Source organism: Roseivivax sediminis (assembly GCF_900112685.1).
GTDB classification, from domain to species: Bacteria; Pseudomonadota; Alphaproteobacteria; order Rhodobacterales; family Rhodobacteraceae; genus Roseivivax; species Roseivivax sediminis.
Genome location: NZ_FOMS01000001.1, coordinates 394,309 through 416,169, shown reverse-complemented (window position 1 = coordinate 416,169; position 21,861 = coordinate 394,309). Strand labels below are relative to the sequence as shown.

24 protein-coding genes are annotated in these 21,861 nt (G+C 64.7%); 10 read left to right on the top strand and 14 right to left on the bottom strand.

Annotated elements, in window-relative coordinates; genetic code table 11:
- Positions 1–60: 60 nt before the first annotated feature.
- Positions 61–1,074, top strand: coding sequence for a Gfo/Idh/MocA family protein (locus F3H57_RS02100; RefSeq protein ID WP_149754205.1), 1,014 nt, complete (start codon positions 61–63; stop codon positions 1,072–1,074).
- A gap of 232 nt (positions 1,075–1,306) precedes the next feature.
- Here F3H57_RS02100 and F3H57_RS02095 read toward each other — a convergent pair whose 3' ends face one another.
- Both F3H57_RS02095 and F3H57_RS02090 read right to left on the bottom strand, forming a co-directional pair.
- Complete coding sequence (locus tag F3H57_RS02095; RefSeq protein ID WP_149754204.1) at positions 1,307–1,447, bottom strand: response regulator; 141 nt, start codon at positions 1,445–1,447, stop codon at positions 1,307–1,309.
- A 286-nt stretch (positions 1,448–1,733) separates the two neighbouring features.
- Positions 1,734–2,462 (bottom strand): alpha/beta fold hydrolase, encoded by a 729-nt coding sequence (locus F3H57_RS02090; RefSeq protein WP_223162912.1) that lies wholly within the window; start codon positions 2,460–2,462, stop codon positions 1,734–1,736.
- A 147-nt stretch (positions 2,463–2,609) separates the two neighbouring features.
- Between F3H57_RS02090 and F3H57_RS02085 the strand changes: the two genes are divergently transcribed.
- The gene (locus F3H57_RS02085) at positions 2,610–3,515 is read left to right on the top strand and encodes a LysR family transcriptional regulator (protein WP_149754203.1); all 906 of its coding nucleotides are present in this window, start codon (positions 2,610–2,612) and stop codon (positions 3,513–3,515) included.
- Between the two features lie 77 nt (positions 3,516–3,592).
- Positions 3,593–3,805, top strand: a complete 213-nt coding sequence (locus tag F3H57_RS02080; protein ID WP_149754202.1) for a multidrug effflux MFS transporter — start codon at positions 3,593–3,595, stop codon at positions 3,803–3,805.
- A gap of 43 nt (positions 3,806–3,848) precedes the next feature.
- Here F3H57_RS02080 and F3H57_RS02075 read toward each other — a convergent pair whose 3' ends face one another.
- Positions 3,849–4,700 carry a LysR family transcriptional regulator gene (locus tag F3H57_RS02075; protein WP_149754201.1) on the bottom strand — a complete coding sequence of 284 codons (852 nt, stop codon included), beginning with the start codon at positions 4,698–4,700 and terminating at the stop codon, positions 3,849–3,851.
- A gap of 102 nt (positions 4,701–4,802) precedes the next feature.
- On the opposite strand from F3H57_RS02075, the gene F3H57_RS02070 reads away from it, so the two are divergent.
- Positions 4,803–6,113, top strand: a complete 1,311-nt coding sequence (locus F3H57_RS02070) for an aspartate aminotransferase family protein (protein ID WP_149754200.1) — start codon at positions 4,803–4,805, stop codon at positions 6,111–6,113.
- Positions 6,114–6,246: 133 nt separating this feature from the next.
- Here F3H57_RS02070 and F3H57_RS02065 read toward each other — a convergent pair whose 3' ends face one another.
- The 5 genes from F3H57_RS02065 to F3H57_RS02040 all read right to left on the bottom strand — a co-directional run bounded on the left by F3H57_RS02065 (position 6,247) and on the right by F3H57_RS02040 (position 11,264).
- The gene (locus F3H57_RS02065; RefSeq protein ID WP_223162911.1) at positions 6,247–6,612 is read right to left on the bottom strand and encodes an alcohol dehydrogenase catalytic domain-containing protein; all 366 of its coding nucleotides are present in this window, start codon (positions 6,610–6,612) and stop codon (positions 6,247–6,249) included.
- A gap of 395 nt (positions 6,613–7,007) precedes the next feature.
- Entirely contained in the window at positions 7,008–7,721 is a 714-nt protein-coding gene (locus tag F3H57_RS02060) for an NAD(P)-dependent oxidoreductase (protein WP_149754199.1), read from the bottom strand.
- A 121-nt stretch (positions 7,722–7,842) separates the two neighbouring features.
- Positions 7,843–8,850 carry a hypothetical protein gene (locus tag F3H57_RS23035; RefSeq protein WP_262504482.1) on the bottom strand — a complete coding sequence of 336 codons (1,008 nt, stop codon included), beginning with the start codon at positions 8,848–8,850 and terminating at the stop codon, positions 7,843–7,845.
- A 16-nt stretch (positions 8,851–8,866) separates the two neighbouring features.
- Complete coding sequence (locus F3H57_RS02045) at positions 8,867–9,922, bottom strand: helix-turn-helix domain-containing protein (RefSeq protein WP_149754196.1); 1,056 nt, start codon at positions 9,920–9,922, stop codon at positions 8,867–8,869.
- A 448-nt stretch (positions 9,923–10,370) separates the two neighbouring features.
- Complete coding sequence (locus F3H57_RS02040) at positions 10,371–11,264, bottom strand: LysR family transcriptional regulator (RefSeq protein WP_149754195.1); 894 nt, start codon at positions 11,262–11,264, stop codon at positions 10,371–10,373.
- Between the two features lie 566 nt (positions 11,265–11,830).
- On the opposite strand from F3H57_RS02040, the gene F3H57_RS02035 reads away from it, so the two are divergent.
- The 4 genes from F3H57_RS02035 to F3H57_RS02020 all read left to right on the top strand — a co-directional run bounded on the left by F3H57_RS02035 (position 11,831) and on the right by F3H57_RS02020 (position 14,595).
- The gene (locus F3H57_RS02035; protein WP_223162910.1) at positions 11,831–12,682 is read left to right on the top strand and encodes an AraC family transcriptional regulator; all 852 of its coding nucleotides are present in this window, start codon (positions 11,831–11,833) and stop codon (positions 12,680–12,682) included.
- The gene (locus tag F3H57_RS02030; RefSeq protein ID WP_149754194.1) at positions 12,679–13,566 is read left to right on the top strand and encodes a helix-turn-helix domain-containing protein; all 888 of its coding nucleotides are present in this window, start codon (positions 12,679–12,681) and stop codon (positions 13,564–13,566) included. Before F3H57_RS02035 ends, F3H57_RS02030 begins: the two co-directional genes overlap by 4 nt.
- A 48-nt stretch (positions 13,567–13,614) precedes the next feature.
- Positions 13,615–13,815: a hypothetical protein gene (locus F3H57_RS02025; RefSeq protein ID WP_149754193.1), complete on the top strand. Its 201-nt coding sequence runs from the start codon at positions 13,615–13,617 to the stop codon at positions 13,813–13,815.
- Positions 13,816–13,929: 114 nt separating this feature from the next.
- On the top strand, positions 13,930–14,595 hold the full coding sequence (locus tag F3H57_RS02020; RefSeq protein ID WP_149754192.1) for an NAD(P)H-binding protein: 666 nt from the start codon (positions 13,930–13,932) through the stop codon (positions 14,593–14,595).
- A gap of 15 nt (positions 14,596–14,610) precedes the next feature.
- On the opposite strand, the gene F3H57_RS02015 is transcribed toward F3H57_RS02020, so the two are convergent.
- From F3H57_RS02015 to F3H57_RS01990, 6 genes are all read right to left on the bottom strand, one after another.
- Positions 14,611–14,898 carry a DUF1330 domain-containing protein gene (locus F3H57_RS02015; RefSeq protein WP_149754191.1) on the bottom strand — a complete coding sequence of 96 codons (288 nt, stop codon included), beginning with the start codon at positions 14,896–14,898 and terminating at the stop codon, positions 14,611–14,613.
- Positions 14,898–15,590: a type 1 glutamine amidotransferase domain-containing protein gene (locus F3H57_RS02010; RefSeq protein WP_149754190.1), complete on the bottom strand. Its 693-nt coding sequence runs from the start codon at positions 15,588–15,590 to the stop codon at positions 14,898–14,900. Before F3H57_RS02010 ends, F3H57_RS02015 begins: the two co-directional genes overlap by 1 nt.
- Positions 15,591–15,699: 109 nt before the next feature.
- Positions 15,700–16,608 carry an alpha/beta fold hydrolase gene (locus F3H57_RS02005; protein ID WP_149754189.1) on the bottom strand — a complete coding sequence of 303 codons (909 nt, stop codon included), beginning with the start codon at positions 16,606–16,608 and terminating at the stop codon, positions 15,700–15,702.
- Between the two features lie 96 nt (positions 16,609–16,704).
- The gene (locus F3H57_RS02000) at positions 16,705–17,103 is read right to left on the bottom strand and encodes a RidA family protein (protein ID WP_149754188.1); all 399 of its coding nucleotides are present in this window, start codon (positions 17,101–17,103) and stop codon (positions 16,705–16,707) included.
- A 27-nt stretch (positions 17,104–17,130) separates the two neighbouring features.
- Positions 17,131–18,216 (bottom strand): Atu2307/SP_0267 family LLM class monooxygenase, encoded by a 1,086-nt coding sequence (locus F3H57_RS01995; protein ID WP_149754187.1) that lies wholly within the window; start codon positions 18,214–18,216, stop codon positions 17,131–17,133.
- Positions 18,217–18,756: 540 nt separating this feature from the next.
- Positions 18,757–19,695: an AraC family transcriptional regulator gene (locus F3H57_RS01990; RefSeq protein ID WP_149754186.1), complete on the bottom strand. Its 939-nt coding sequence runs from the start codon at positions 19,693–19,695 to the stop codon at positions 18,757–18,759.
- A gap of 73 nt (positions 19,696–19,768) precedes the next feature.
- Between F3H57_RS01990 and F3H57_RS01985 the strand changes: the two genes are divergently transcribed.
- Both F3H57_RS01985 and F3H57_RS01980 read left to right on the top strand, forming a co-directional pair.
- On the top strand, positions 19,769–20,527 hold the full coding sequence (locus F3H57_RS01985; protein WP_149754185.1) for an SDR family oxidoreductase: 759 nt from the start codon (positions 19,769–19,771) through the stop codon (positions 20,525–20,527).
- A gap of 64 nt (positions 20,528–20,591) precedes the next feature.
- Positions 20,592–21,536 (top strand): alpha/beta hydrolase family protein, encoded by a 945-nt coding sequence (locus tag F3H57_RS01980; RefSeq protein ID WP_149754184.1) that lies wholly within the window; start codon positions 20,592–20,594, stop codon positions 21,534–21,536.
- The last annotated feature ends 325 nt before the right edge of the window (positions 21,537–21,861 follow it).

The window sequence follows — 21,861 nt, the reverse complement described above, 5'->3', positions numbered from 1 at the left end:
CCACCGGGTCTCGTCCGCCGACGCTCCTCGTCGTTGCGCGCCCGTTCCGAGGAGTCTTCGATGTCGGTGACAAGGTGGGGCTTGATCGGCCCCGGAGCCATCGCCCGGAACTTTGCCGACGGGCTGGCCGAAGCGCCTTCGGGCGCGCTCGTCGCCGTGGCGAGTCGATCGGAGGCGAGAGCGCGCGCGTTCGGCGATCGCTACCGCCTGGACGGGGCGAAGCGGTACACCGATTACCGGGATCTGTGCGCCGACCCGGACGTGGACGCCGTACACATCTCGACCCCGCACGTCTTCCATGCCGAGCAGGCGCTGATGGCGATCCGCGCCGGCAAGCACGTCTCGGTCGAGAAACCGGCCGGGGTCACGGCCGCCGAAGTACGGACGATCGTCGAGGCTGCGGCGCGCGAGCGGGTTTTCCTCATGGAGGCCTACATGTACCTGTGCCATCCGCAGATCGCGCGTGCCCTTGAGATTCTGCGGTCCGGCGAGATCGGCAAGCTTCGACTCGTACGCGCGACCTTCGGGTTCGAGGCGCCTTTCGATCCAGAATCTCGCCTGTTCTCGCCCGAGCTGGGCGGCGGCGCCATCCTTGACGTCGGCGGCTATCCCGTTTCCGCCGCCTGCCTATTTGCCGGAGCCGCGGAGCGACGGTTCGCCCAGCCGGAGGTGGTCTCCGGCACGGGCGCGATCGGGCGAAGTGGGGTCGTGGAGATCGCCCGCGGGGCATTGACATTCGCGGATGGCATCACGGCGGAAATCGGCTGCGCCATCAGCCGGCCGATGGAGAATGCCGTTTACGTCGAAGGCGACAAAGGCAGCCTTTCGCTTCCGGACCCCTGGACGCCCGGGCGCGACGGAGGGCCCGCGGACGTGCGGATCCATGTGATCAAGGCGGAGGGCCGGCGCATCGAGGAACTGCGGCAACCGGAGCATCTCTTTGCCTTCGAGGCGGAAGCCGCCAGCCGGGCTATCGCGGAGGGGCGCAGCGGCCTCGACTGGCCGGCAATGGCTCCGGCAGCCAGTATCGGCACCAATTCTGTCCTCGAGCAATGGCGGACCGAGGTCGCGTAGGATGTCCGGCGACATCAGGGTCCGACCCCGCATTGCCTAACCTGAAATGCTACCGGACGCTGTTGCGGATAACTTCGGCCCGGACGGAAACCGAAGGGCGGAGCGGCGATTGTTCGGAGGAAAAGCATGGGTGCGTGTGCCGAGCCGGTGTTGGCGGTTAAGGCGCGGTACCGGACCAGTTCGAGGCAAGAGCGAGGACGCATTCTCGATGAGTTGCTCGAGCTAAACGGTATCACCGGCAGCATGCCAGCGTTGCGGCTTCCCGCGCCGTCTCGAACCGGTCCGCATGAGCCACGACGAACCGCTCCCATTCCAGGACCGCGCGCAATGCGTCCGCGAGCCGAAGCTCGTCTTCGACAAGCAGAATTCTCACGGCGCTCCCTCATTTCCGCAGTTCTGCCCTGTGTATCCGTCTTGCAAGACGAGAGCTATCGGGCGCAGCCGAGGTGGTAAGCTTCGTCTCACCAGGTAAGCGACCGGGTGCGAAGTCATCGAACCGGCAAGCGGTCGCCTGCCACTCGTAGCGGAGTCTTGCCGTCATTCGGAATTTTCACCCGGCGCTTTGTCGTGAGTGACAGGTCATCCGGATTTCGGCGTCCGTCTGCCGTGTCGTTACAAGAGCGCGCGGACCGGTTTCCCGGTCCGCACCGGGGGCGTGGTCATTCCACCGCTTCGGCGGCCTGCGCGATCACCTCGGCCACCTCGTCGGGGCTCGTCATCGGCAGCATGTGGCCGTTCTCGATCTCGACGACCGTGGAGCCGGCCCGCTCGGCCATGCGGCGCTGGAGCTCGGGCGCGATGGTCCGGTCCTCGGTGGCGATGGCCGACCAGCTCGGCTTGTCGTTCCAGGCCGCGGCCTGTGCCTCGTGCGCGAGGATCGCCGTATGGGACATTGCCTGCGATCTGGCCACGAAGATGGCGTCGTCGTCGGAAAGACCGTTGGAGACCAGAGAGAGGAAAGCGTCCTCATTGACCAGGTAATGGCCGTCATCAAAGACCGTGAGCTTGTCGGGCGTGAATTCGGTCGATGTCGAGGCCAGCAGGGCGCCGCCGCTTTCCCCCGCGTCCGGCTGGAAGGCCGCGACGTAGACGAGGCCCTTCACGTCAGGGTCCGTTCCGGCTTCGCTGATGACCACGCCGCCATATGAATGACCGACGAGCAGCACCGGGCCGTCCTGGCCGTCCAGGTTGCGCCGGACCGCGGCGATGTCGTCGGCGACTGAGGTCAGCGGCAATTGCGTGATGGTGACGTTGAAGTCCTGTGCGATCAGGCGGTCGTACACCTCCCGCCAGGTGCTGCCATCGACGTTCGCGCCGTGAACCAGGACGATGTTCTTGACATCGGCGGTGGCCATGCCCGGCTGCGCCATCATGGTGCCGAGCGCCACGCTTCCGGACAAGAAGAGAGTGCGGAGATTGGTCATAGTCTGTGCCTCAGTTGAATATGTTCTCGGTGTCAGGGCTGTGAGATAGCCTTGGCTGTGAGCGATCAGTATACTGATCGAAGTGATATCGCTTATCAGTGGGGCACATGAATGGACCGTCGCGATCTGCCCGACCTGCTGCTCTTCCAGGTCGTGGCCGAGGAGGGCAGCTTCACACGCGCGGCACTGCGGCTGGGACGGGCGCAGTCGGGGATCAGTCAGGCGATCGCCGCGCTGGAACGGCGGATCGGCGTGCCGCTGCTGGCGCGGACAACGCGCAATGTGCGCCCGACGGAGGCGGGGCAGCGGCTTCTGACCTCGCTGAACCCGGCACTGCGGCTGATCGAGGAGGGGCTTACCGAGCTTCAGGAGGCCCGCGGCGGCGTGGTCGGCACCCTGCGGCTCACCTCCATCGAGTACCCGGCAAGGGCGATCATGATCCCCGCGCTGACGGGATTCATGGAGCAATATCCCAACGTCACAGTCGATCTGCGGATCAGCGACCGGCTGACCGACATTGTCGCGGGCGGGTTCGATGCCGGCATCCGGATGGGCGCACATCTGGAACAGGACATGTCGGCGGTGCCGCTCGGTCCCGATCTGCGCGCGGTGGTCATCGGCTCGCCGGACTATTTCGCCCGGCGTGGCGTGCCGGAACGGCTGGAGGATCTCGCCGACCATGCCTGCCTGAACTACCGTCAGCCGAGCCACGGCGACCTCTTCCGCTGGTCGTTCCGGCAGGGCGAGCGCCGGGTCGAGATGGCGGTCAGGGGGCCGCTGATCACCGACGATGCCCACGTGATGATCGAGGCCGCGCTGGCGGGTCACGGGCTGACCTACATGTTCGAGCCGTTCGTCTCGGAGCATCTGGCGGCGGGTCGCCTCCGGACCTGCCTCGAGCCGTTCTGCCCGCTCTGGTCGGGTTATCATCTGTACTACCCCGGCCGGCACCAGAAATCGGCCGCGCTCGCGGCGCTGGTCGACTACCTTCAGAGCAGGAGGCGGCGAAGCGGTTGAGAGTGTCGATGAGTTGCGGGTGCGGAGACGTGTCGAGCCAGCGTGGCCGGCGCCGTGGCCCCGGGCCGTGATGCGATGTGGCGCTCGATCCGCATCCCGCCATCGCGGGGCTCGCCTCCTCGATCGGCGGCACGGGGCAGATGCTGACCGGAGGGCTCATGATCGCTCTGGCCGGACCGTTCATCGGGGGCGACGTTCTGAGCATGATCGCGGCCTTCGCGTCTTGCGCGGGCGTGGCCTGGCTGGCAGCGCCGCTGCCGCTGCCGCGGCTGCGCCTGCGGAAGGCTTGACCCCGGCGACGAGGGCGCTTCTGCGTCGATCTTCGACGGCACCTCATGCCGATTTCAGGCTCGAGGAGACGAACGCGCCGAACGAGCGGATCGCGCGCGAGGGCCTGGCCGACGCGTAGGCGAGGCTGACCCCGATATCCGGCAATGGCGGCAGGCTCTCGGTGACGATGGCGAGGTCGTCGGGCACGGCCGCCCGCGTCGCCACGCTGATCGCGAGGCCGGACCGCGCGATGGCCAGCAGACCGGCCAGGCCGTTGCTGGCATGGGCGATCCGGTAGGACATTCCGGCCGCGTCGAGCGCGCGGCGTGCCTCCTGGTGATCGAGCGTGGCAGGCGCGGAGAGGGCCAGCGGCAGCGCCGGATCGTGCAGCAGGGCAGGGACCCGCGCCGACGCGATCCAGACCAGCGGCTCGTAGCGGATGATGTCTTCGGACTGCGCCGAGTTCGGCAGGGAAACGAGCGCGAGGTCGATCCGGCGTCGCTGCAGAAGCGGCTGCAATTCGACCGTCGGCAAGCAGATGAATTCGATCTCGACGCCGGGGTGCGCGGCGCCATAGCGCCCTAGAAGGTCGGGGAAGAACGCCGTCAGGTAATCCTCGGGACATCCGAAGACGATCGACCCGCGGACGCCTTCCGAGCGGATCTCCTCGAGCGTATCGTCATGCGCGGCGAGGATCCGCTCCGCACCGGAAAAGAACCGCTCGCCCGCCGCGGTCGGCGCGATGCCGGACCCCGTCCGGTGGAAAAGCTGCTCGCCGACGATGGCTTCGAGCCGCTTGATCTGGAGGCTGACCGCCGATTGCGTCCGGCCGATGCGCACGGCCGCCGAACGGATCGACCCCGCGCGGGAGACGGCGATGAAGCTGCGCAGCAGCGCGATGTCGAGGTCGGGCATGGGTATGAGGATTCCTCGATTCCGGTGGCAGGAGAATGAATTATCCTTGAATCGGGATCGGCGGTACCGTGGTTCGCGATGCAGTCCGGAACGGAGACCGCCATGCCCGATACCCATCAGCCCGACACCTTCTGGTCCGACGTGTCGAACCACGTCATGCGCTACGGCCCGGCCTTCGAACAGCGGATCATCGACCGGGCGGATGGCAGTTTTGTCTACGACGAGGACGGCACGCGCATCCTCGACTTCACGTCGGGGCAGATGAGTGCGCTGCTCGGCCATGCGCATCCCGACATCGTGCACGTCGTCCGCGAGCAGATCGGCCGGCTCGACCACCTCTTCAGCGGGATGTTGTCGCGGCCGGTGGTCGATCTCTGCGCGCGCCTGGGCGGGATGGTGCCGGGGCTCGAGAAGGCGATGCTGCTGTCGACGGGCGGCGAGGCGAACGAGGCGGCGATACGGCTTGCCAAGTGCGTCACGGGCAAGCACGAAATCGTCGCCTTCTCCAAGAGCTGGCACGGCATGACGGGGGCCGCGGCGTCGGCGACCTACAGCGCCGCGCGCAAGGGCTACGGGCCGGCGAACGTGGGCGCCTTCGCGATCCCCGCGCCGCATGCCTACCGGCCGCGCTTCAAACATGCCGACGGCAGCCTGGACTGGCGGACCGAGCTCGATGATGCGTTCGCCCAGATCGACGCGCAGTCGACGGGCAGCCTCGCGGCTTTCATCGCGGAGCCGATCCTGTCGTCGGGTGGCGTCATCGACCTGCCCGAAGGCTACCTCGCCGCGCTCAAGCGCAAGTGCGAGGAGCGCGACATGCTGCTGATCCTCGACGAGGCGCAGACCGGGATCGGACGCACCGGCACGATGTTCGCCTTCCAGCGCGACGGGGTGACGCCCGATATCCTGACTTTGTCCAAGACGCTCGGCGCCGGCCTGCCGCTTTCGGCGCTGGTCACCAGCCGCGAGATCGAGGAAGCGGCCCATGAGCGGGGCTTCATCTTCCTGACCACGCATGTCTCCGACCCGCTGCCGGCCGCTGTGGGCCTTGCCGTTCTCGACGTCGTCGAACGCGATGGGCTGATCAGCCGGGCGGCGGAGGCGGGCGAACGCCTGCGGAACGGGATGCTGGCCCTCCAGCAGCGCTACGGATGCATCGGCGACGTGCGCGGCCGTGGCCTGCTGCTCGGCCTCGAGATCGTGACGGATCGTGGCAGCAAGGTTCCGGATCTCGCCATGGGCGACCGGATCGCGGAGGCGGCCATGGCGCGCGGATTGAGTATGAACATCGTCAAGGTTCCGGCGATGGGATCGGTGTTCCGCATCGCGCCGCCGCTGACGGCCACGGACGCTGAGATCGACCTGGGCCTCGACATCATGTCTGCCGCCCTGGATGACGCCAGCCGGCAGTAGGCTGCCCGCGATCCGGCTGTGGTCGAGGGGATCGCGTTGGCAACACGTGTGGCCCTGACGATGTGACGGCTCGTTGCTGGTCCGCTACTCGCGGATCGCTGTCAACCGGAGCTTTCCGGCTATTTTCCCAGGTTCACGACGATCTTGGTGCCGGACACGCCGGTTTTAATAGTTCGAGCGCCTCCTGAAGCGCTTCGAGGCCATGACCGGCGATCCTGGCCGGCGGGGCTGCCACGTCGACAGCCCTGGTGCCCAGACCGAGCGGTGGAGCCACAGCTTCGGCGAAGGCCATAGCGTCCGGCCTTGTCGACGCCATGTGCTCGGACGCGATCGTATAGTGCTGGTGGGTATCTTCGGCGGGATTGTTCGTTGTTGGGCCGACCGCCTGTCCGATCACGCGATCGTCGATCCTGAGCCGTGTCACGTCTCGGCCGATCGCGGCGACCTCGCCCGCGGTATCGCGGCCCAGTATCGCAGGGTAGTCGAGCCAAGGCAGCAACACTTGGTCCTGCAGCAGTCAATCCAGCGGATTGATGGAATTGGCCGCATTAGGGATGAGGATCTCGTCGGCGCCGGGCTCGGGCATCTCGGTGCCTCCGAGTTGCAGAGGTTGTCCGGGTGCGGGCTGCCACGCAGCGCGGTTTGATTTGTCTTCGGTCGCGGGGTTGCTCCTGCATCGGAACGTGCTGGAGCCAACCGCTCGTTTGTCGGCCAAAAAGGCGATAGAATGGCATGGTCTATTGATTTAGGGGAAGTGATCTTGAACGTTGCGCATTCGGCGGCAGCGCGCCTGAAGTTGAGAAGCCGCGCGACAACGGCGAACTGCGCCAGTGCGTTCAGACCGACCGGCATAAACGTGCGATCTGCCGGATAGATAGTCTGGTTAATGCCGACCTATTGAATGAATGGTCGACGTGCCGACATCCGGTCCGCGACAGCAGACGGCTCATAGCTTCGCTTCCGGGGGGCAGGCGACGCCCGGAACCCAAATTCCTCGGGACTCATCGGCGCACCGAAACCGAGTCTCACCGGATGCACCAAGTCGGCCGGCACGCGCGCGGCCGATGCCGGGCAGGAAACCGCACCGCCCTTGAACGCACCGTTCTCGGCGAGGCAGGCAAGTAGCCTTGCACAGTCTTCCACCGTCTTCGTTGGCAATGGACGCGAGACGCGGTCGCTCTTCGATGCCGACGGTGTCAGGGTTCGGACGCTGGTACGCGCAAGGCAGTCGGGCGAGCGCAATGCAGGTGCCAGGACATAGGCGGATTGCGGCCGACACTCGGCCGCGGACAGCACGGCGCGGTCGGTCTCTGCTGCCTCGGGGCAGTCGGGACATGAGGCGCCGGACGCGGAAATCAGCCGGCCATGCGGCGGCATTGCCGCCAGCATTTTGCAGAGCGCAGCCGAGACGGATTTTGTCGTGGCCCGGTCGGACCGGTCGCAATGGATCACCGCATCCAGCTGGCCGGCCACAGAGCGAATGACCAATGAATCGGAGAGATCCGAGATCAGAGTCACGACGCCCCTGGAATCGTCTTCGTATCCTGTCCCGAACACGGTAACGGACAGGCCCCGTGCCAGAAGTTCCGCAATGACGGTACGGCCCATAGTAGTGTTTCGGCCGGTCACGAGTACACTGGTTCGGGCGTTGGCGCGGGCAGGCTGCGGCAACACCGCCGGCCGGTCGGCGAAAGATGGCATCTGTCCACGGTCCGCCGATCCGGCAGGGTCACCACGCCGCCGCGGTTTCCTGTAAGTCTCTATCGTGGGACAAGTCATGTCGTCGCATCCTTTGTCGCTGAAACACTTGCTGTTCTGCACCTCGGGCCGGGTGGAATATTCCGGATTTCGTGCCGGGTGTTGTCAGATCCCGGCAACCGAGCTGCTCAACGGGGGTGACGCCCGGCGTCGGACCGGTGCGGCCTCGCGAGTCCTGACACTCCGCCCGATACCGCTGCGTCATGCGCCCGGACCTGCTTTCCGAACGGCCGCGGGCGTGGCGCCGACGCGGCAGCGGAACACGTCTGTCATGTGGCTCTGCCAGGGAAACCCGCAGCTGTAGGCGATCTCGGCGATCGAAAGACGCGTCGTGCCCAGCAGCGTTGTCGATGAATTCGTCAATCACTCTTAGATCGCGCGGGGATAACCCGTTGTGAAAGCGGTCTCGGCCGGCGCTCATGTCCGGCTCGGGCTGGGACAATCCCGACACGATCGCGTTGATGAAATTGTCGGAATGGCAAGCTTCGAAAACATCGGGGCGTTCAGCGCTGGACAACACGGCGTCGACCAGCGGCGCTATGAGGTGCGAGGCGAAATACGATTCCGGCGACGTGTTCTTGACCGGACGGTTCGCGTGCTGGGCGTCCATGGCGGAGTGCAGACGGTCCTTTGTCAGTACCAGGAAATCGATCTGCGCTCGCATGGAGATCGTCGAAGAATACTCGGCGCCCGGCTCTACGATCAGCAGCTCCCCGGCCGTAACGGTGCGTCCGCGCGTGCACTTTTCCTGGAATTCGGAGTGCTTGACCAAGTGCGGGGTGCGAACGATCCCGATGAGCCAGCAGCCGAAGGACATGCCGGAAAATTCACCCGGCGGGTAGTGGAACTTGACGAAGCTCATGCCCGAGAACTGGGGCACAATGCAGCCCGTCATCCCGATGATGCCCTTGCTGCCGGGCGCTGCGAGCATCGCATTGTAGACGAGGGGGCGTTCCTGATCGAGTAGCAGGTCGTGCATCGTGTTCACCAGCCCGCTACGAGACCACTGCCGGCGGCATTGGCTTCGGATGTGGCGTTTCCAGAGGCAACCGGGCCAGTGCCGTCGACCGGTGCCGTCTCAGCGCGCGAATGACCTTCGGATCGGCGCGTGTGTTGTCTCGCTCCGTCGCGTTCGACGGCAGTCCGGCCGGCTCGTGCCCGTCGTGCGAAATCTCGCGGAGGCTTCGTCGCCAGCCGCCCGGGGGTTCGCCCATGATCTCGGAGAACACACGCGTCAGGTGGCTCTGGTCGGCAAAGCCGCAGGCAAACGAGATCTGCGAGATCGGCATGGTGGTGCGCAGCAACTCGCACGCGCGTGCCACGCGAAACTCGGCCAGCCATCGGCCGGGGGTCTTGCCGAAGGTGGCCTTGAACGCCTTGCTGAAATAGCTTCGGGAGAGACCGCAGGCATCGGCCAGGTCCTGCAGGGTAAATTCCTCTTGCAAATGGGCGGCAAGAAACTCGACGGCCGTAGTCTCTTGCCGCGCCGACAGCCCCCCTTTGCGGGTCGGCGCGACTGTCATTCCGCCGTAGCATTGTGTCAGGTGTGCCATCACGGCAAGCGCCAATTGTTCGAGGAACAGTGGACTGGATTTGCCTGGCCGCTCCAGAGCTGGAAGAAGCGCCAGTGCCAACCCCTGCAACCATGGATCGCTGACGCCCTGGACACAGCGCAACGCCGTGAACTCCGGTCGACCGGAGAGCATCGAGAAATCGCTGAGCGCATTGCTGCCGATCCAGAAAAGCACGGTATCTGCGCCACCGGTGTCATCCACGATGCAAGCATGCCTTACATCGCGGATGGAGACATTCGCCTTGGGGCAGATCTCGAACGTCGCTGCCGTCTGCGAGGCGCGCAGCCCGTGCCTGGGACGCTGCCCAAGTTCCACCAGAACCAGTACCCCAGGTTCGCCTTCACCCACGATCCGTCGTGTCGGAGCGCCAATTCTCTCGCGGAGCCTTCCCACGCTCATGAAGGGAATGTCGAGCTGCGAGGGCAGCCAGGTCCCTCGGGAGATTGTTGTGTTGGACGAGATTTGATCGTTCGGCATCGGCAACCCTGTCAATAAGGTTCGCAGATCCGACTTTCGGGGGCGGCGCGGCGGAAGCCTGGCGACCTCAAGCCGCGGCTATTCGCTCTCGCCGTCCTGCAAGTGGACTGCGAACCGTGTGGCACAGCGGCGGATTCAGCGTCGTCCGCGATGTACCAAGTTACGAAGGGAGACTAGCCGGTGCCGAAGGAGCTTGTGTTGCTCGCCCTGCTGCGATGGCATCGCTCTTGCGGATTCATTCGCAGTCGTCTGTCAACAGAGACTGCCTCACCGGTTCTCAAACAGTTCGGGTGCGCAAGATTGCGCAGTCCGGGCCCCCGAACGCCCCGGCGCTCGGATGACCTGAAGGATCATCGGCGTTGCGGTCAGGACTATTCAGCGTCGATTCAATGCATCAAGTGCCGGTATTGCCCACCGGGCCTATCGTGCACAGGTCGCCCCGCAGCGCTCAGCGGTCGAGCCCCCAGAGATTGGGGTTCGACTTGATGTCTTCGCCCAGCATCTCGGTCAGCACCCGTATCTTGCGGGCGGGATGTCGTCCGGGCGGCCGGACCACGTATATGCCGGCGTCCGGCGGGGGATACTCCGTCATGATCGGAACGAGAGCGCCGGCGATCACGTATTCCTGCGTGACGCAGTTGGGGAGCCATGCAATGCCAAGCCCTGCTGCGGCGGCGACGGCAAGTGCCTTGGCGTTGTCGGCCTTGAACCTGCCACGCGGCTGAACGTTGATCACGCTACCGGCATCCATGAACTGCCACGTTTCAGTGCCCTGCATGAGTGCCTCGTGTTCGGTGACTTCCTCCGGCGTCACTGGTGCGCCGTGGGTCTCCACATAGTCGGGGCTCGCCACCAGCGCCCCGCGGATCGGCGCCACGCGCTGGGCGATCAGGCTCGAATCGTGAAGGGACCCGACCCTGATCGCGCAATCGTAGCCCTCCGCGATGAGATCGACGAGACGATCCTGGTAGGCCGCGTGAATGTGCAGCTGCGGGTGGCGTCGCGCCATCTCGGCGACCACGGGCGCGAAGTGGGTCGGTCCGAAGGTGAACGGTAAGGCAACGCGCAGGCGGCCGCGCAACTCGCCGTCCGGCTGGATCGACTCTCGCGCCGTGTCGATTTCGGCGCTGACTCTTGCGGCATGATCCCGAAATATCATCCCGGCTTCCGTCAGCGCGGCGCCGCGGGTCGTTCGCGCGACGAGTTGGGCACCCAGTTCGGCTTCTATCCGGAAAAGACGCCGGCTGACGATGGATTTCGATACGCCAAGTCTCCGTGCTGCAGCCGATACTCCGCCCGCATCGGCCACGGCGACGAATGTCTGTAGGTCATCGATGTCCATCTTGGTGTTCCCCCGTCCGCGCCACACCTACTCGGGTTGTAACACTGGTGCGCCATCCGCCCGAGCGGTATCCTGTATTACACCAAGGTCGATGTCGGGTGTTGGATTGGCTCCCCGAAGCGCGACCGAAGCCGATCGAGATGTTGAACGAGGATGCTGCGGCAGCCGTTCGAGATGTGTTGCGTAAAGATTTCGAGCTGATTTTCGCCTCGACGACAATTCGAGCCACCCAGATGAGCGCAGGAGACGTCTCCTGCGGGAAACTGGCATGGAAGGCGTGGAACCGGTGTGACGTCCGATTGAACAATTCAGTCGGGTGGTCACGAACCGTCTAGGGAGTCTTCGACTGCATCGCTGCGCGATCGCTTCGCGCGGGCTGTGGTTCGGGGCGAGGCCCGGGTCGATCGCTTCGCTGTGTCATACCGGTGGCTGATCAACCGCGCACCCAGCCTAGAGGAGCGATCATGATGCCTGAGCCTGTCTACGCTTCAACCTCAGAGTGGTACTGCGAAGGCCGGCAGGCGGAGTACATGAGGGCACGAAGATCCGCTGGCGGAATCCTCGACATGTTCGAGGTCGCGCGACCGGCCGGTGACATGTCCCGGCCAGGCCTGCCGGACATCGTGCTTTATCAGGACCTGCTCGGTGGCAGTCGGGTGCGCGGCGACCTTGGAGGGGGTAAATTCGACGTGACGGGCACGCGGGGCGACTTCTGCCTGGCAGCGCCGGACTTCGCCACCGACGCCGTCATGGAAGAAAGCCACCAGCTGCGCGGTCTGTCGTTCCCGGTAGCGCAATGGCAAAGCACACTCGACGACGCCGGCGACGGTCGGTTCTCGTTCGACAGTTCGTTCGTCTACGGCCGGATGTTCGGTTCGCCTGTTATCCGATCCGCGTTCCGGAACCTTTGGGCTCTCTGCGAGCACGAGGGTACGCCATCGAGGTTGCTGGCTCAGGCCGCGGGTTGCGAGATCCTGGCCGAGTTGTGCAGGCTGGGCGGTGCGCCTATCGCACCGGCCAAGGGCGGCCTGGCGCCCTGGGCAGAGCGGCGCTGTCTGGAATTGATGCGGGCGCGGCTCGCCGACGACATAAGTCTCGACGAACTCGCAGCCGAGGCGCAGCTATCGCCCTACCACTTCGCCCGCATGTTCAAGCAGAGTGTCGGCGTGCCGCCGCGCGTCTACCTGACACGGCTGAGGGTCGAGGAGAGTTGCCACCTTTTGGAGCACACCGACCATACCGTCACGGAGATCGCGCAGGAGGTCGGATATTCGTCGAACCAGGTTCTGGCGCGGATTTTTCACAAGCACATTCGCATGAGTCCGACCGAGTATCGTCGAGCGGTGCGTGATCCGGTGCGACAGATCCCTGTTCGAATGCCGGGCGCGGCGTTTGCCCCGGCAAGGTCATGGCGATGACTGTGCCTGACCGTTCGGCCACCGCCCAGTGGTACCGGCAAGGCAATTGCGGATACAATCTGCGTACGATGAAGTCCGCAGGCGGAATGCTCGATCTGCTTGAGATTGAGCGACCGGCCGGGAACATGTCTCGCTCGGGCCTTCCCGATCTTGTGCTGGTTCAAGACATGGTCGGCGGCAGCCGCGTTAACGGACATCTCGGAGGGCGGCGTTTCGATGTATTAAGTCGGCAAGGCGCGCTGTTTCTGGGTGCGCCGAACTTCTCGCTTACGTCCAACGTCGATATCGGCCATCGGATGCGCGCAGTAACATTTCCATTGTCGCATTGGCAGGCAATACTGAATGAAGCCGTCGATGGTCAGTTCAATTTCGACCTTGCCGGTGTCTACGACGGGACTTTCGATTCGCCGGCCATCCGGTCGGCGCTCAGGACCCTGTGGACCCTGTGTGCCAACGAGGGGCCGCCCTCGCTTTTTCTGGCGCGAGCCGCTGGATGCGAGATCCTTGCCGAGCTGTGCCGGTTGGGCGGGGCCCCGTTCGCGCCGGCCAAGGGCGGCCTCGCGCCCCGGGCCGAACGGCGCTGCCTGGAACTGATGCGGGCGCGACTCGATGAGGATCTGAGCCTCGACGAGTTGGCGGCCGAGGTGCAGCTTTCGCCTTTTCATTTCGCCCGGATGTTCAAGCAGAGCCTCGGCGTGCCGCCACGCGTCTACTTCACGCGGTTGAGGATGGAGAAGGCCTGCACGCTCCTCGAGCAGACGGACCTTTCGATTACGGAGATTGCGCTGGAGGTCGGATATTCGTCGAACCAAGTGTTGGCGCGCGTCTTCGCCAAGCACACGCATGTGAGCCCGAGCGACTATCGCCGGGCCGTTCGTGATTGAGTACGCAGACTGATCCTGCTCCGTAAAAATGGACGGGATCAGGCCGCGATGCGTTTCACGCTTCAGCCGGGCATTCTCGGCAGCCAATTCGAACCGGCGTATCCGTCGCAGAAGGGCCGTTGCCCAAATCTCGAACACTCTTCTTTTGGCTTGGAAACCTATCGGGATGTCCACTCAAGCTGGGCAGGATCACAACTCGTCTGCCCAACGGCGAAAGAAAGCAAGATCAGCACCGGCGCCGCAGCCTGAGCGCCGTCGAGCCTAGGCGGGTTCGGTAACGTCGGGTCTCCATGTCTTCTGGCAACGCAGTCATTCCGCGCTTTAGCCATACGGACCGCGAGACCGATCAGACGGAGTATCTCGATGAAAGTATTTGTTGTCGGAATAGCGGGCGGTGTTGGTCGTCGCGTTGCAGCACGCCTTGTCGCGCAGGGCGTTCAGGTGGGTGGGCTGGTGCGGAGATCGGCCCAGGTCGAGGATCTGGCCGCAGAAGGAATTGCCGCAACTCTCGGGGATCTCGTGACGCTGACATCCGAGGAACTCGCCGCGTTCATACGCGGTTACGATGCGGCCGTCTTCACCGCCGGTGCGGGCGGGGAGGGCGGCCCTGAAGCCATCGACCAGATCGACGGTGCCGGTCCGGGCAAGTTGTCGAAGGCAGCCGAAATCGCCGGGGTCAGCCGGATTGTCCTGGTGTCGGTCTTTCCGGAGGCTTGGCGGGAGCGGCGAATGGACGAGGCGTTCGAACACTACATGGTTGCGAAGAAGCAGGCCGAAGTCGAACTCGTCCTCACTGATCTGGATTGGGTCATCGTCCGCCCTTCAGCACTGAGCAACGCACCCGGGACCGGCCTTGTGGATCTGGGCCTCGCGAAGGTTCATGAGGAAATCACCCGCGATGACGTGGCGGAGACCGTTGTCGAGGTTCTGCGCCAGCCGGACGTCAACCGCATCATTCTGGAAGTGACCGACGGGGCGACCCCGATCGCGGCCGCCGTTTCGACCATGGCCGGGGCCGGACGCGCATAAGCACCGCGCTGGCGCTCAGACACCGTCGATGAGGAAGACCCGCGTCCTGCTGCCGGCCTGCCGGTGCTGGCGGGCGACCTGATAGGCCGGGCTGTCGTACCAGGCGCGCGCCGCATCCATATCCGGAAAGGCCAGGATCGCTGCCCCTTCGAACTCTGGCCCCTCGAGCACGTCCTGCGCACCGTAGAAGGCGACGGCAGAGACGTCATGACCCTCCCGCGCTAGTGGAGCCTTTTCGCGGTAGAGGGCCATTTCGGCAGGATCGCTGGTCTCTTCGCGGATCATGACCACGTAAGCGGTCATTATTTCGTGCCCCGAGCCTCGAGCGCAGCGATAACGCGCCGCGCGGCTTCTGCGGAGGACGCGGGGTTCTGGCCGGTGACAAGCAGACCGTCCTGCACGACGAAAGAAGCCCAGTCATCGCCCTTCGCAAACTCTCCACCCTTCGCCTTGAGCGTGTCTTCCACGAGGTACGGCACGACCTTGGTCAGGCCGACGCCTTCTTCTTCCGAGTTGGTGAAGCCCGTGACCTTGCGGCCCTGCACGATCGGCGCGCCGTCGGTCCCCTTCACGTCACGCAGCACGCCGGGTGCGTGGCAGACCAGACCCAGCGGCTTTTCCGCCGCATTGAAGGCTTCGATCAGCCTGATCGAGTCGGCATCCACGGTCAGATCCCAGAGCGGGCCGTGGCCGCCCGGATAAAAGACGGTGTCGTAGTCATCCGCGTTGACGTCGGACAGTTTCACGGTGCTGGCAAGCGCAGCCGTGGCTTCGGCGTCGGCTTCGAAACGACGGGTATCATCCGTCTGGAAGTCGGGCGAATTGCTGACCGGGTCCAGCGGCGGTTGTCCGCCCTTGGGCGATGCCAAGGTGATTTCGGCGCCCGCGTCCCGGAAGGCGAAATAGGGGGCCGCCAGTTCCTCGAGCCAGAAGCCGGTCTTGCGGCCGGTGTCGCCCAGGGTGTCGTGCGAGGTCAGAACGATCAGTACTTTCATATCGATATCCCTTTCAGTCGGTTTCGGAGCCGTCCGCCCAGGAAAGCCCCCGCTCGGGGCCGGGGCCTGGACGGTCCCGGCCTCATCTCATTCGGGTCCCATCGACCGCTCACGCCGAGAGCGTCTGCGCGCCCCTGTCTCCCTTCGACAGAACACGACCGAGAAAATCACGGATCAGCGTCGCGATCTCTTCGGCATGGGTCTCCAAAGCGAAATGTCCCGCATCCAGCAAATGCACCTCGGCGTCAGGAAGGTCGCGCTTGTAGGCCTCGGCGCCAGAAGGGATAAACGCCGGATCGTGACGTCCCCAGGTCGCCAACAGCGGCGGACGATGCTCGCGGAAATAGGACTGGAACTCAGGATAGAGCGCCACGTTGGTGCGATAGTCGCGGATCAGGTCGAGCTGGATTTCTTCCGCATCCGGCCGCGCCATGTAGGCTATGTCGAGTTCGTATCCATCCGGCGAGAGCAGCTCCGGGTCGGCGCCAGTTCCGTATTGCCAGTTCCTGATCGTTTCGGGAGACAGCGAGGGGCGGCAAGCTTCCCGGTTCGCTTCGCTCGCGTCCTGCCAGTAGGCCTCCCACGGCCCCCACTGGTCGCTGAAACCTTCGACATAGGCGTTGCCGTTCTGGCTGATGATCGCGGAGACCCGCTCTGGGTGACGCGTGGCGAGACGCAGCCCGACCGGTGCGCCATAATCGAAGATGTATAGCGCGTACCGGTCGAGCGACAGTGCCTCGGTGAAACCTTCGACGACATCGGCCAGCCGATCGAAGCTGTAGTCGAACGCCCCACGTGGTGGTGTCATGGTCTGGCCGAAGCCGGGCAGGTCAGGCGCAATGAGCCGATAACGATCTGCCAGAAGGGGAATCAGGTCGCGGAACATATGGCTGGCAGTCGGAAAACCATGCAGCAGCAGGATGACCGGCGCGTCGGACAGTCCCGCCTCCCGATAGAAGACCTTCGCTTCGCCGACTGTCAGGGACTTGTAACGTGTTCGCTTGACGTTGGATTCCATCTCGGACTTGCCTCCGGATTGCTATTTTCCGTGCGAGGACTGCTCTGAGTTCGATCACGGTCTTCGCAACTGGTTCATACTGGCCGCCCGCCGCCGCTAGCCCTGGCCCGGAATGCGGGCGATCACCTTGATCTCGAAGTCGAATCCGGCAAGCCAGTTGACGCCGATCGCAGTCCAGTTCGGATAGGGGGGCTGCGAGAAAACCAGGCTCTTCTCGGCCATGATCGTTTCGAACTGGTTCTCGGGATCGGTGTGGAATGTCGTCACATCGACGAGATCGTCAACGGTGCAGCCGCCCGCGGCCAGTGTGGCCTCAAGGTTGGAAAAGGCCAACCGGACCTGCTTTGCGAATTCCGGCTCCGGTGAGCCGTCGGAACGGCTGCCCACCTGCCCCGATACGAACAGCAGATCGCCCGACGCGATGGCAGCGGAATATCCGTGCATTTCATAAAGGGCATGGCGGTTCGCGGGAAAAATCGCACTGCGTTTCGACACGGTGGCGTCCTTTCGGGATGTGCAGGTTCAGTGCTGTGGCGCGCCAGCGCGCCGTTCATTGTGGTTCGGGTGTGCCGGTGTTTCCGGTGCCGCGCGGACGATCGGCGCGACCTCGTTCCCCAGAAGCTCGATCGAACGCTTCATCGCTGCCGTTTCGAGCGAGGCCGTGCTCATCTGGAATGTGATGCGCGAGACACCGCCAAGCGTCTCGCTGGCATGAATCATCTTGTCGGCGACCGTTGCAGGAGCTCCGACCAGGAACGCGCCCTCCGGCCCCGCCATGGCGTCGAACTGCTGGCGCGACGGTGCCGACCAGCCGCGTTCGCGCCCGATTGTCGCCGTCAGATGTGCCCAGCCGGGAAAGAAGGAATCCCTCGCCGCCGCATCGGTCTCGCCGACGAACCCCATCGCATGGATCCCCACCGCAAGCGTCTCTGGACGATGTCCGGCTTGCAGTCCGGTTTTGCGATAGAGATCGACCAGCGGCCGAAACCGCTCGAAGTCGCCCCCGATGATCGCGACCATCAGCGGAAGGCCGAGCTGACCGGCGCGCGCGAAGGATTGCGGCGTGCCGCCGACTCCGACCCAAAGCGGCAGGCGAGCCTGATGCGGACGCGGGAAGACGCCCTGTCCGGTAAGCGCCGGCCGGAAGCGGCCCTCCCAGGTGACATTGGTCGCCTCGCCAAGTTTGAGGAACAGCTCAAGCTTTTCCGCAAAGAGGTCGTCATAGGCCCGCGTGTCCAGGCCGAACAGCGGAAAGGCTTCTCCGAACGAGCCCCGGCCGACGACGATTTCGGCCCGTCCCCTCGAGATCAGGTCAAGGGTCGCGAATTCCTGAAACACCCGTACCGGGTCTGCGGCGCTCAGCACCGTGACCGCGCTTGTCAATCGGATCTTCTCGGTGCGGGTTGCAGCTGCAGCCAGGATAATGGCAGGCGCTGAATCGAGGAATTCGGCACGGTGATGTTCGCCGATGCCGAAGACATCCAGTCCGACGCTATCAGCGAGTTCGACTTCATCAAGAAGCGTGGCCATGCGATCGGTCGCGGATGGAAGCGCACCCGTCTTCCGATCAGGAAGAATGGCCGCAAAACTGTCGATACCGATTTCCATGATTGCTCCTTGCAGACTTTTTGTTGGCGGCCGCCCGGCGTCTGTGCCTGTCACTTGCATCAAAAATCCTGAGCCGAGTTCTGCCGGCATAGATAGCGAGTGCATCCGGGCAGCGCGGCGCAGAAACTGCCTTTCTGGTGCCGATCTTGCTGCTGCGTCGATCGCTAAGCGGTCAAGTTTGCAAGTCCTCGAGCGATATCGGGTTAGGGGAACTGGAAGTCCTTTTTGGGCAAGCGGCCGCCAGTTTCATCTACCGAATTCGGCGTGGTTGCGGGCTGCATGGGCAGGCTTGGTCCGCCGAGCCTTGGTCAAGTGCTTATCGTTCTGCGGTCGTCCTGTCCGCTTTGCTCATCGCTTCTGTCCTCAGTCACGGCTCGAGCGACGCATGATGCCGTTCAGGGAAGGATCCGAGTGATGCTATTGACCTAGGGCGCGTGCCCGGGAGCGACCTCTTCATCGCCGCCCGTCACGGTTGGACGCCTTCCTCCGCGAGGCAGATCAGCATCCGACGTGCGGCAGCTTCCGGGCGAAGGCGTTACACTACCTGTCGTGGGCAACTGCATACGCCCCCGGCGAGATTTTCTCGTGTCGAAGAAAGGCCATCCCGAATGCGCTGGCGGACCCGTAGCCGATCCTGTGCGCGATCTCGGCATTGGTCAATCCGCCCTGCCGCAGCAGGGTCTTGGCGATGGCCATGCGCCAGCCGGTCACGTAGTCCATCGGCGCGCGGCCGATCTCCTTGCGGAACGTCTCGAAAAAGCCGGAGCGGGACATGCCTGCCTGTTTTGCCAGTCCGGCGACAGAGATTTCGCCCCCCGCATCCGAATGAATGTGTTGTAACGCGGTCGCCAGGCGCGGATCCGAAAGGCCGCGCAAGAGCCCGGGCGGCATCTCCGCGGCGGGCCCCGAGCGGAGCGCCTCGATGAGCAGCACTTCGAGGAGCCGCTCCAAGATCAGCTCGCGCCCCGGCCGGCTGGCGCGGGTTTCCTCGTGGATCACCGGCACCAGTGCCATCAGGCGCTCGTGACCGGATATACGGATCATCTCGGGCAGAAGTGACACCAGAAGGTCGCGAGCGGGGGCCTGAAAACGACAATGCCCGACAAGCGCACGCATCTCGACCGGATCGGTCTCCGGGCCCAGCCGAACGCGCCCGGGTTCGATCGTGAGCGGCCGGCCTGGCCGCTTCGCCTCCGGCGGCGTCTCGCTGGTCATGGTGAAGCCATGCAGATCGGGGATCAGGATGAAGTCGCCGGCCGTCAAGGTGACCGCCGACGGCCGTTCGGTCACCTCGATCCGGCAGGCCCCCTCGACGATCGCGCAGTAGAACGGGTTGGACATGTCGTGCCGCTCGACCCGCCACCGGCCGCCCGCCTCGACCATCTTCGAGATGGACATCGCCGGGCGGAGCAACTCGACGACGCGCGACAGGGGGTCTTCGAGACCATCGAGGATGTTTCCGGACTTTCGATGAATCATTATGGATTATCGTATATAGGATGAACGGGGCTCGCCGTCTATCTCTCCCGCACATCGCAACAGGAGAACAGATATGTCCCGCATACTCATCACCGGTACCTCTTCCGGCTTCGGCCGTGCCATCGCTTCGCACTTCCTCGACCGCGGCTGGGAGGTCTTAGCCACGATGCGCACTCCTTCCGCCGAAGGCCTGCCCGCCTCGGACAACCTGCGTCTGCTGCCGCTGGACGTCACCGATGCGTCCAGCATCGCCGATGCGGTCGCGGAAGCCGGTCCGCTTGACGCCTTGGTGAACAACGCCGGTGTCGGCATGCTTAACGTGCTGGAAGGCGCCGAGATCGACCGGGCCCGCGAGCTTTTCGAAACCAACGTGCTGGGGGCCATGGCAATGACCCGCGCCGTTATGCCCGGTATGCGCGCGCGCCGCAGCGGCGTGATCGTGAATATCAGTTCCAGCGTGACGCTTCGCCCGTTGCCCGCCCTGTCGATCTATTCTGCCAGCAAAGCAGCGCTCAACGCGTTCACCGAAAGCTTCTCGCTGGAGGCAGCAGAATTCGGCGTACGCGCCCGGCTCGTCCTGCCCGGCAGCGCGCCCGAGACGTCCTTCGGACGCAATGCCGTGGCGCGCATGGGCATGGACGTGCCCGAGGCCTATGGCGACTTCGTGCAGGCCTGTTTCGAAAGGCTGCAATCGGCCACGGAGAAGACGCAGGCGCACGACGTCGCGCAGGTCGTCTGGCGCGCCGTCACGGACGACAGCGCTCCGATGAAGCTTCCCGCCGGTGCCGATGCCGAGACGTGGTTTCGCGAAGCGGGTCGGAGCGCGGCCTGATCCTGGCGGCTCTCCGGGGCGCGGCAATGGCGCCGCGCCCGCACAATCCCGAAAGGATCGACCGATGAACCGACTGATCAAGCTGAGCCGCGCCCTTCCCGTTCCGGAGCCGGGCCCGACCGTGGCTTATTCGCCAATCCGGCTCACCATACCGGGCCGACAACCCCTGGAACTGCGCTTGACTGCACCTGCCATCGGGGACGCCGTGCCGATCGTGATCCTGTCGCATGGCTTTGGGCCCTCGAATTACATTCCATCGAAGGACGGTTACGCCCCGCTCGCCCAGTTCTGGGCAGAACGGGGGATCGCCGTCATTCAGCCGACGCATGCCAGTTCACGCTCCGGCGGGCTCGATCCCGACTTGCCCGGTGGCCCTTTCTTCTGGCGCGAACGGGTCGCCGAGATGCGGGCGATCCTCGACCGGTTGGCTGAGATCGGAGGACAGGCTCCTGCCATTGCGGGGCGGCTGGATCATGGCCGGATCGCCGTGGCGGGGCACTCCTTCGGCGGTCAGACCTGCAGCCTGCTACTGGGAGGGCGTCTCAAGGGGGAAGATTTCTCCGATCCGCGGATCGCCGGCGGTATCCTGCTGGCAGCGCCAGGACGCGGCGGTTCGGACCTCACGCCCGAGCATGCCGCGCGCTTTCCCTTCTTCGATGTGGACTTCGGGGGTATCGGCGTGCCGATGCTTGTGGTCTGCGGTGCCGAGGACGATCCGCATTTCACGCCGCGCGGACCGGAATGGCATGCGGATGCGTTCCGCGACGCGCCGGGCGCGGATTCCCTTCTGACGATCGAGGGTGTGGGCCACGGGTTGGGCGGGATCGCCGCGTTCGACGCACGCGAGACCGACGTGGAAGAGCCCGAGGCGCTTGAGGCCACCCGGCGACTGACACTGGCATGGCTTAGGAGCAGATTGTCAATCGAGCCGGACGCGTGGACCAAGAGCCAAGCCGCGCTTCGAGAAGACGCATCTGCCCTCGCGACGATCAGCGCGCGAGGGACTTGAGGTAGCGTTCGTGCGTTGCGTCACCAAGGGTCCCATTGGGTAAGCGGTCGTGTGGCGGGCTGGCGCGAGCGATAGCTCGGCATGCGGGTTCTTCCTCAACGCCGATCGTTGGACGACCTGGGTGGGAGATCCCGGCGCTGCCGGCGAGAAGGCTCAGCCGCGATTACGCCAAGTGGTCCACCCACCTGGATATAATGATGCCGTCCGACCTGATCCCGGAGTTCGTCCAGAGCCCACGCGAGCTTCACGGCTGGTGCCCGCGGTCGAGCACATGGCCGCCTTCGGAACATCAAGCGTCCCTTCCGCTGCGTCGCAAATGCCGAAC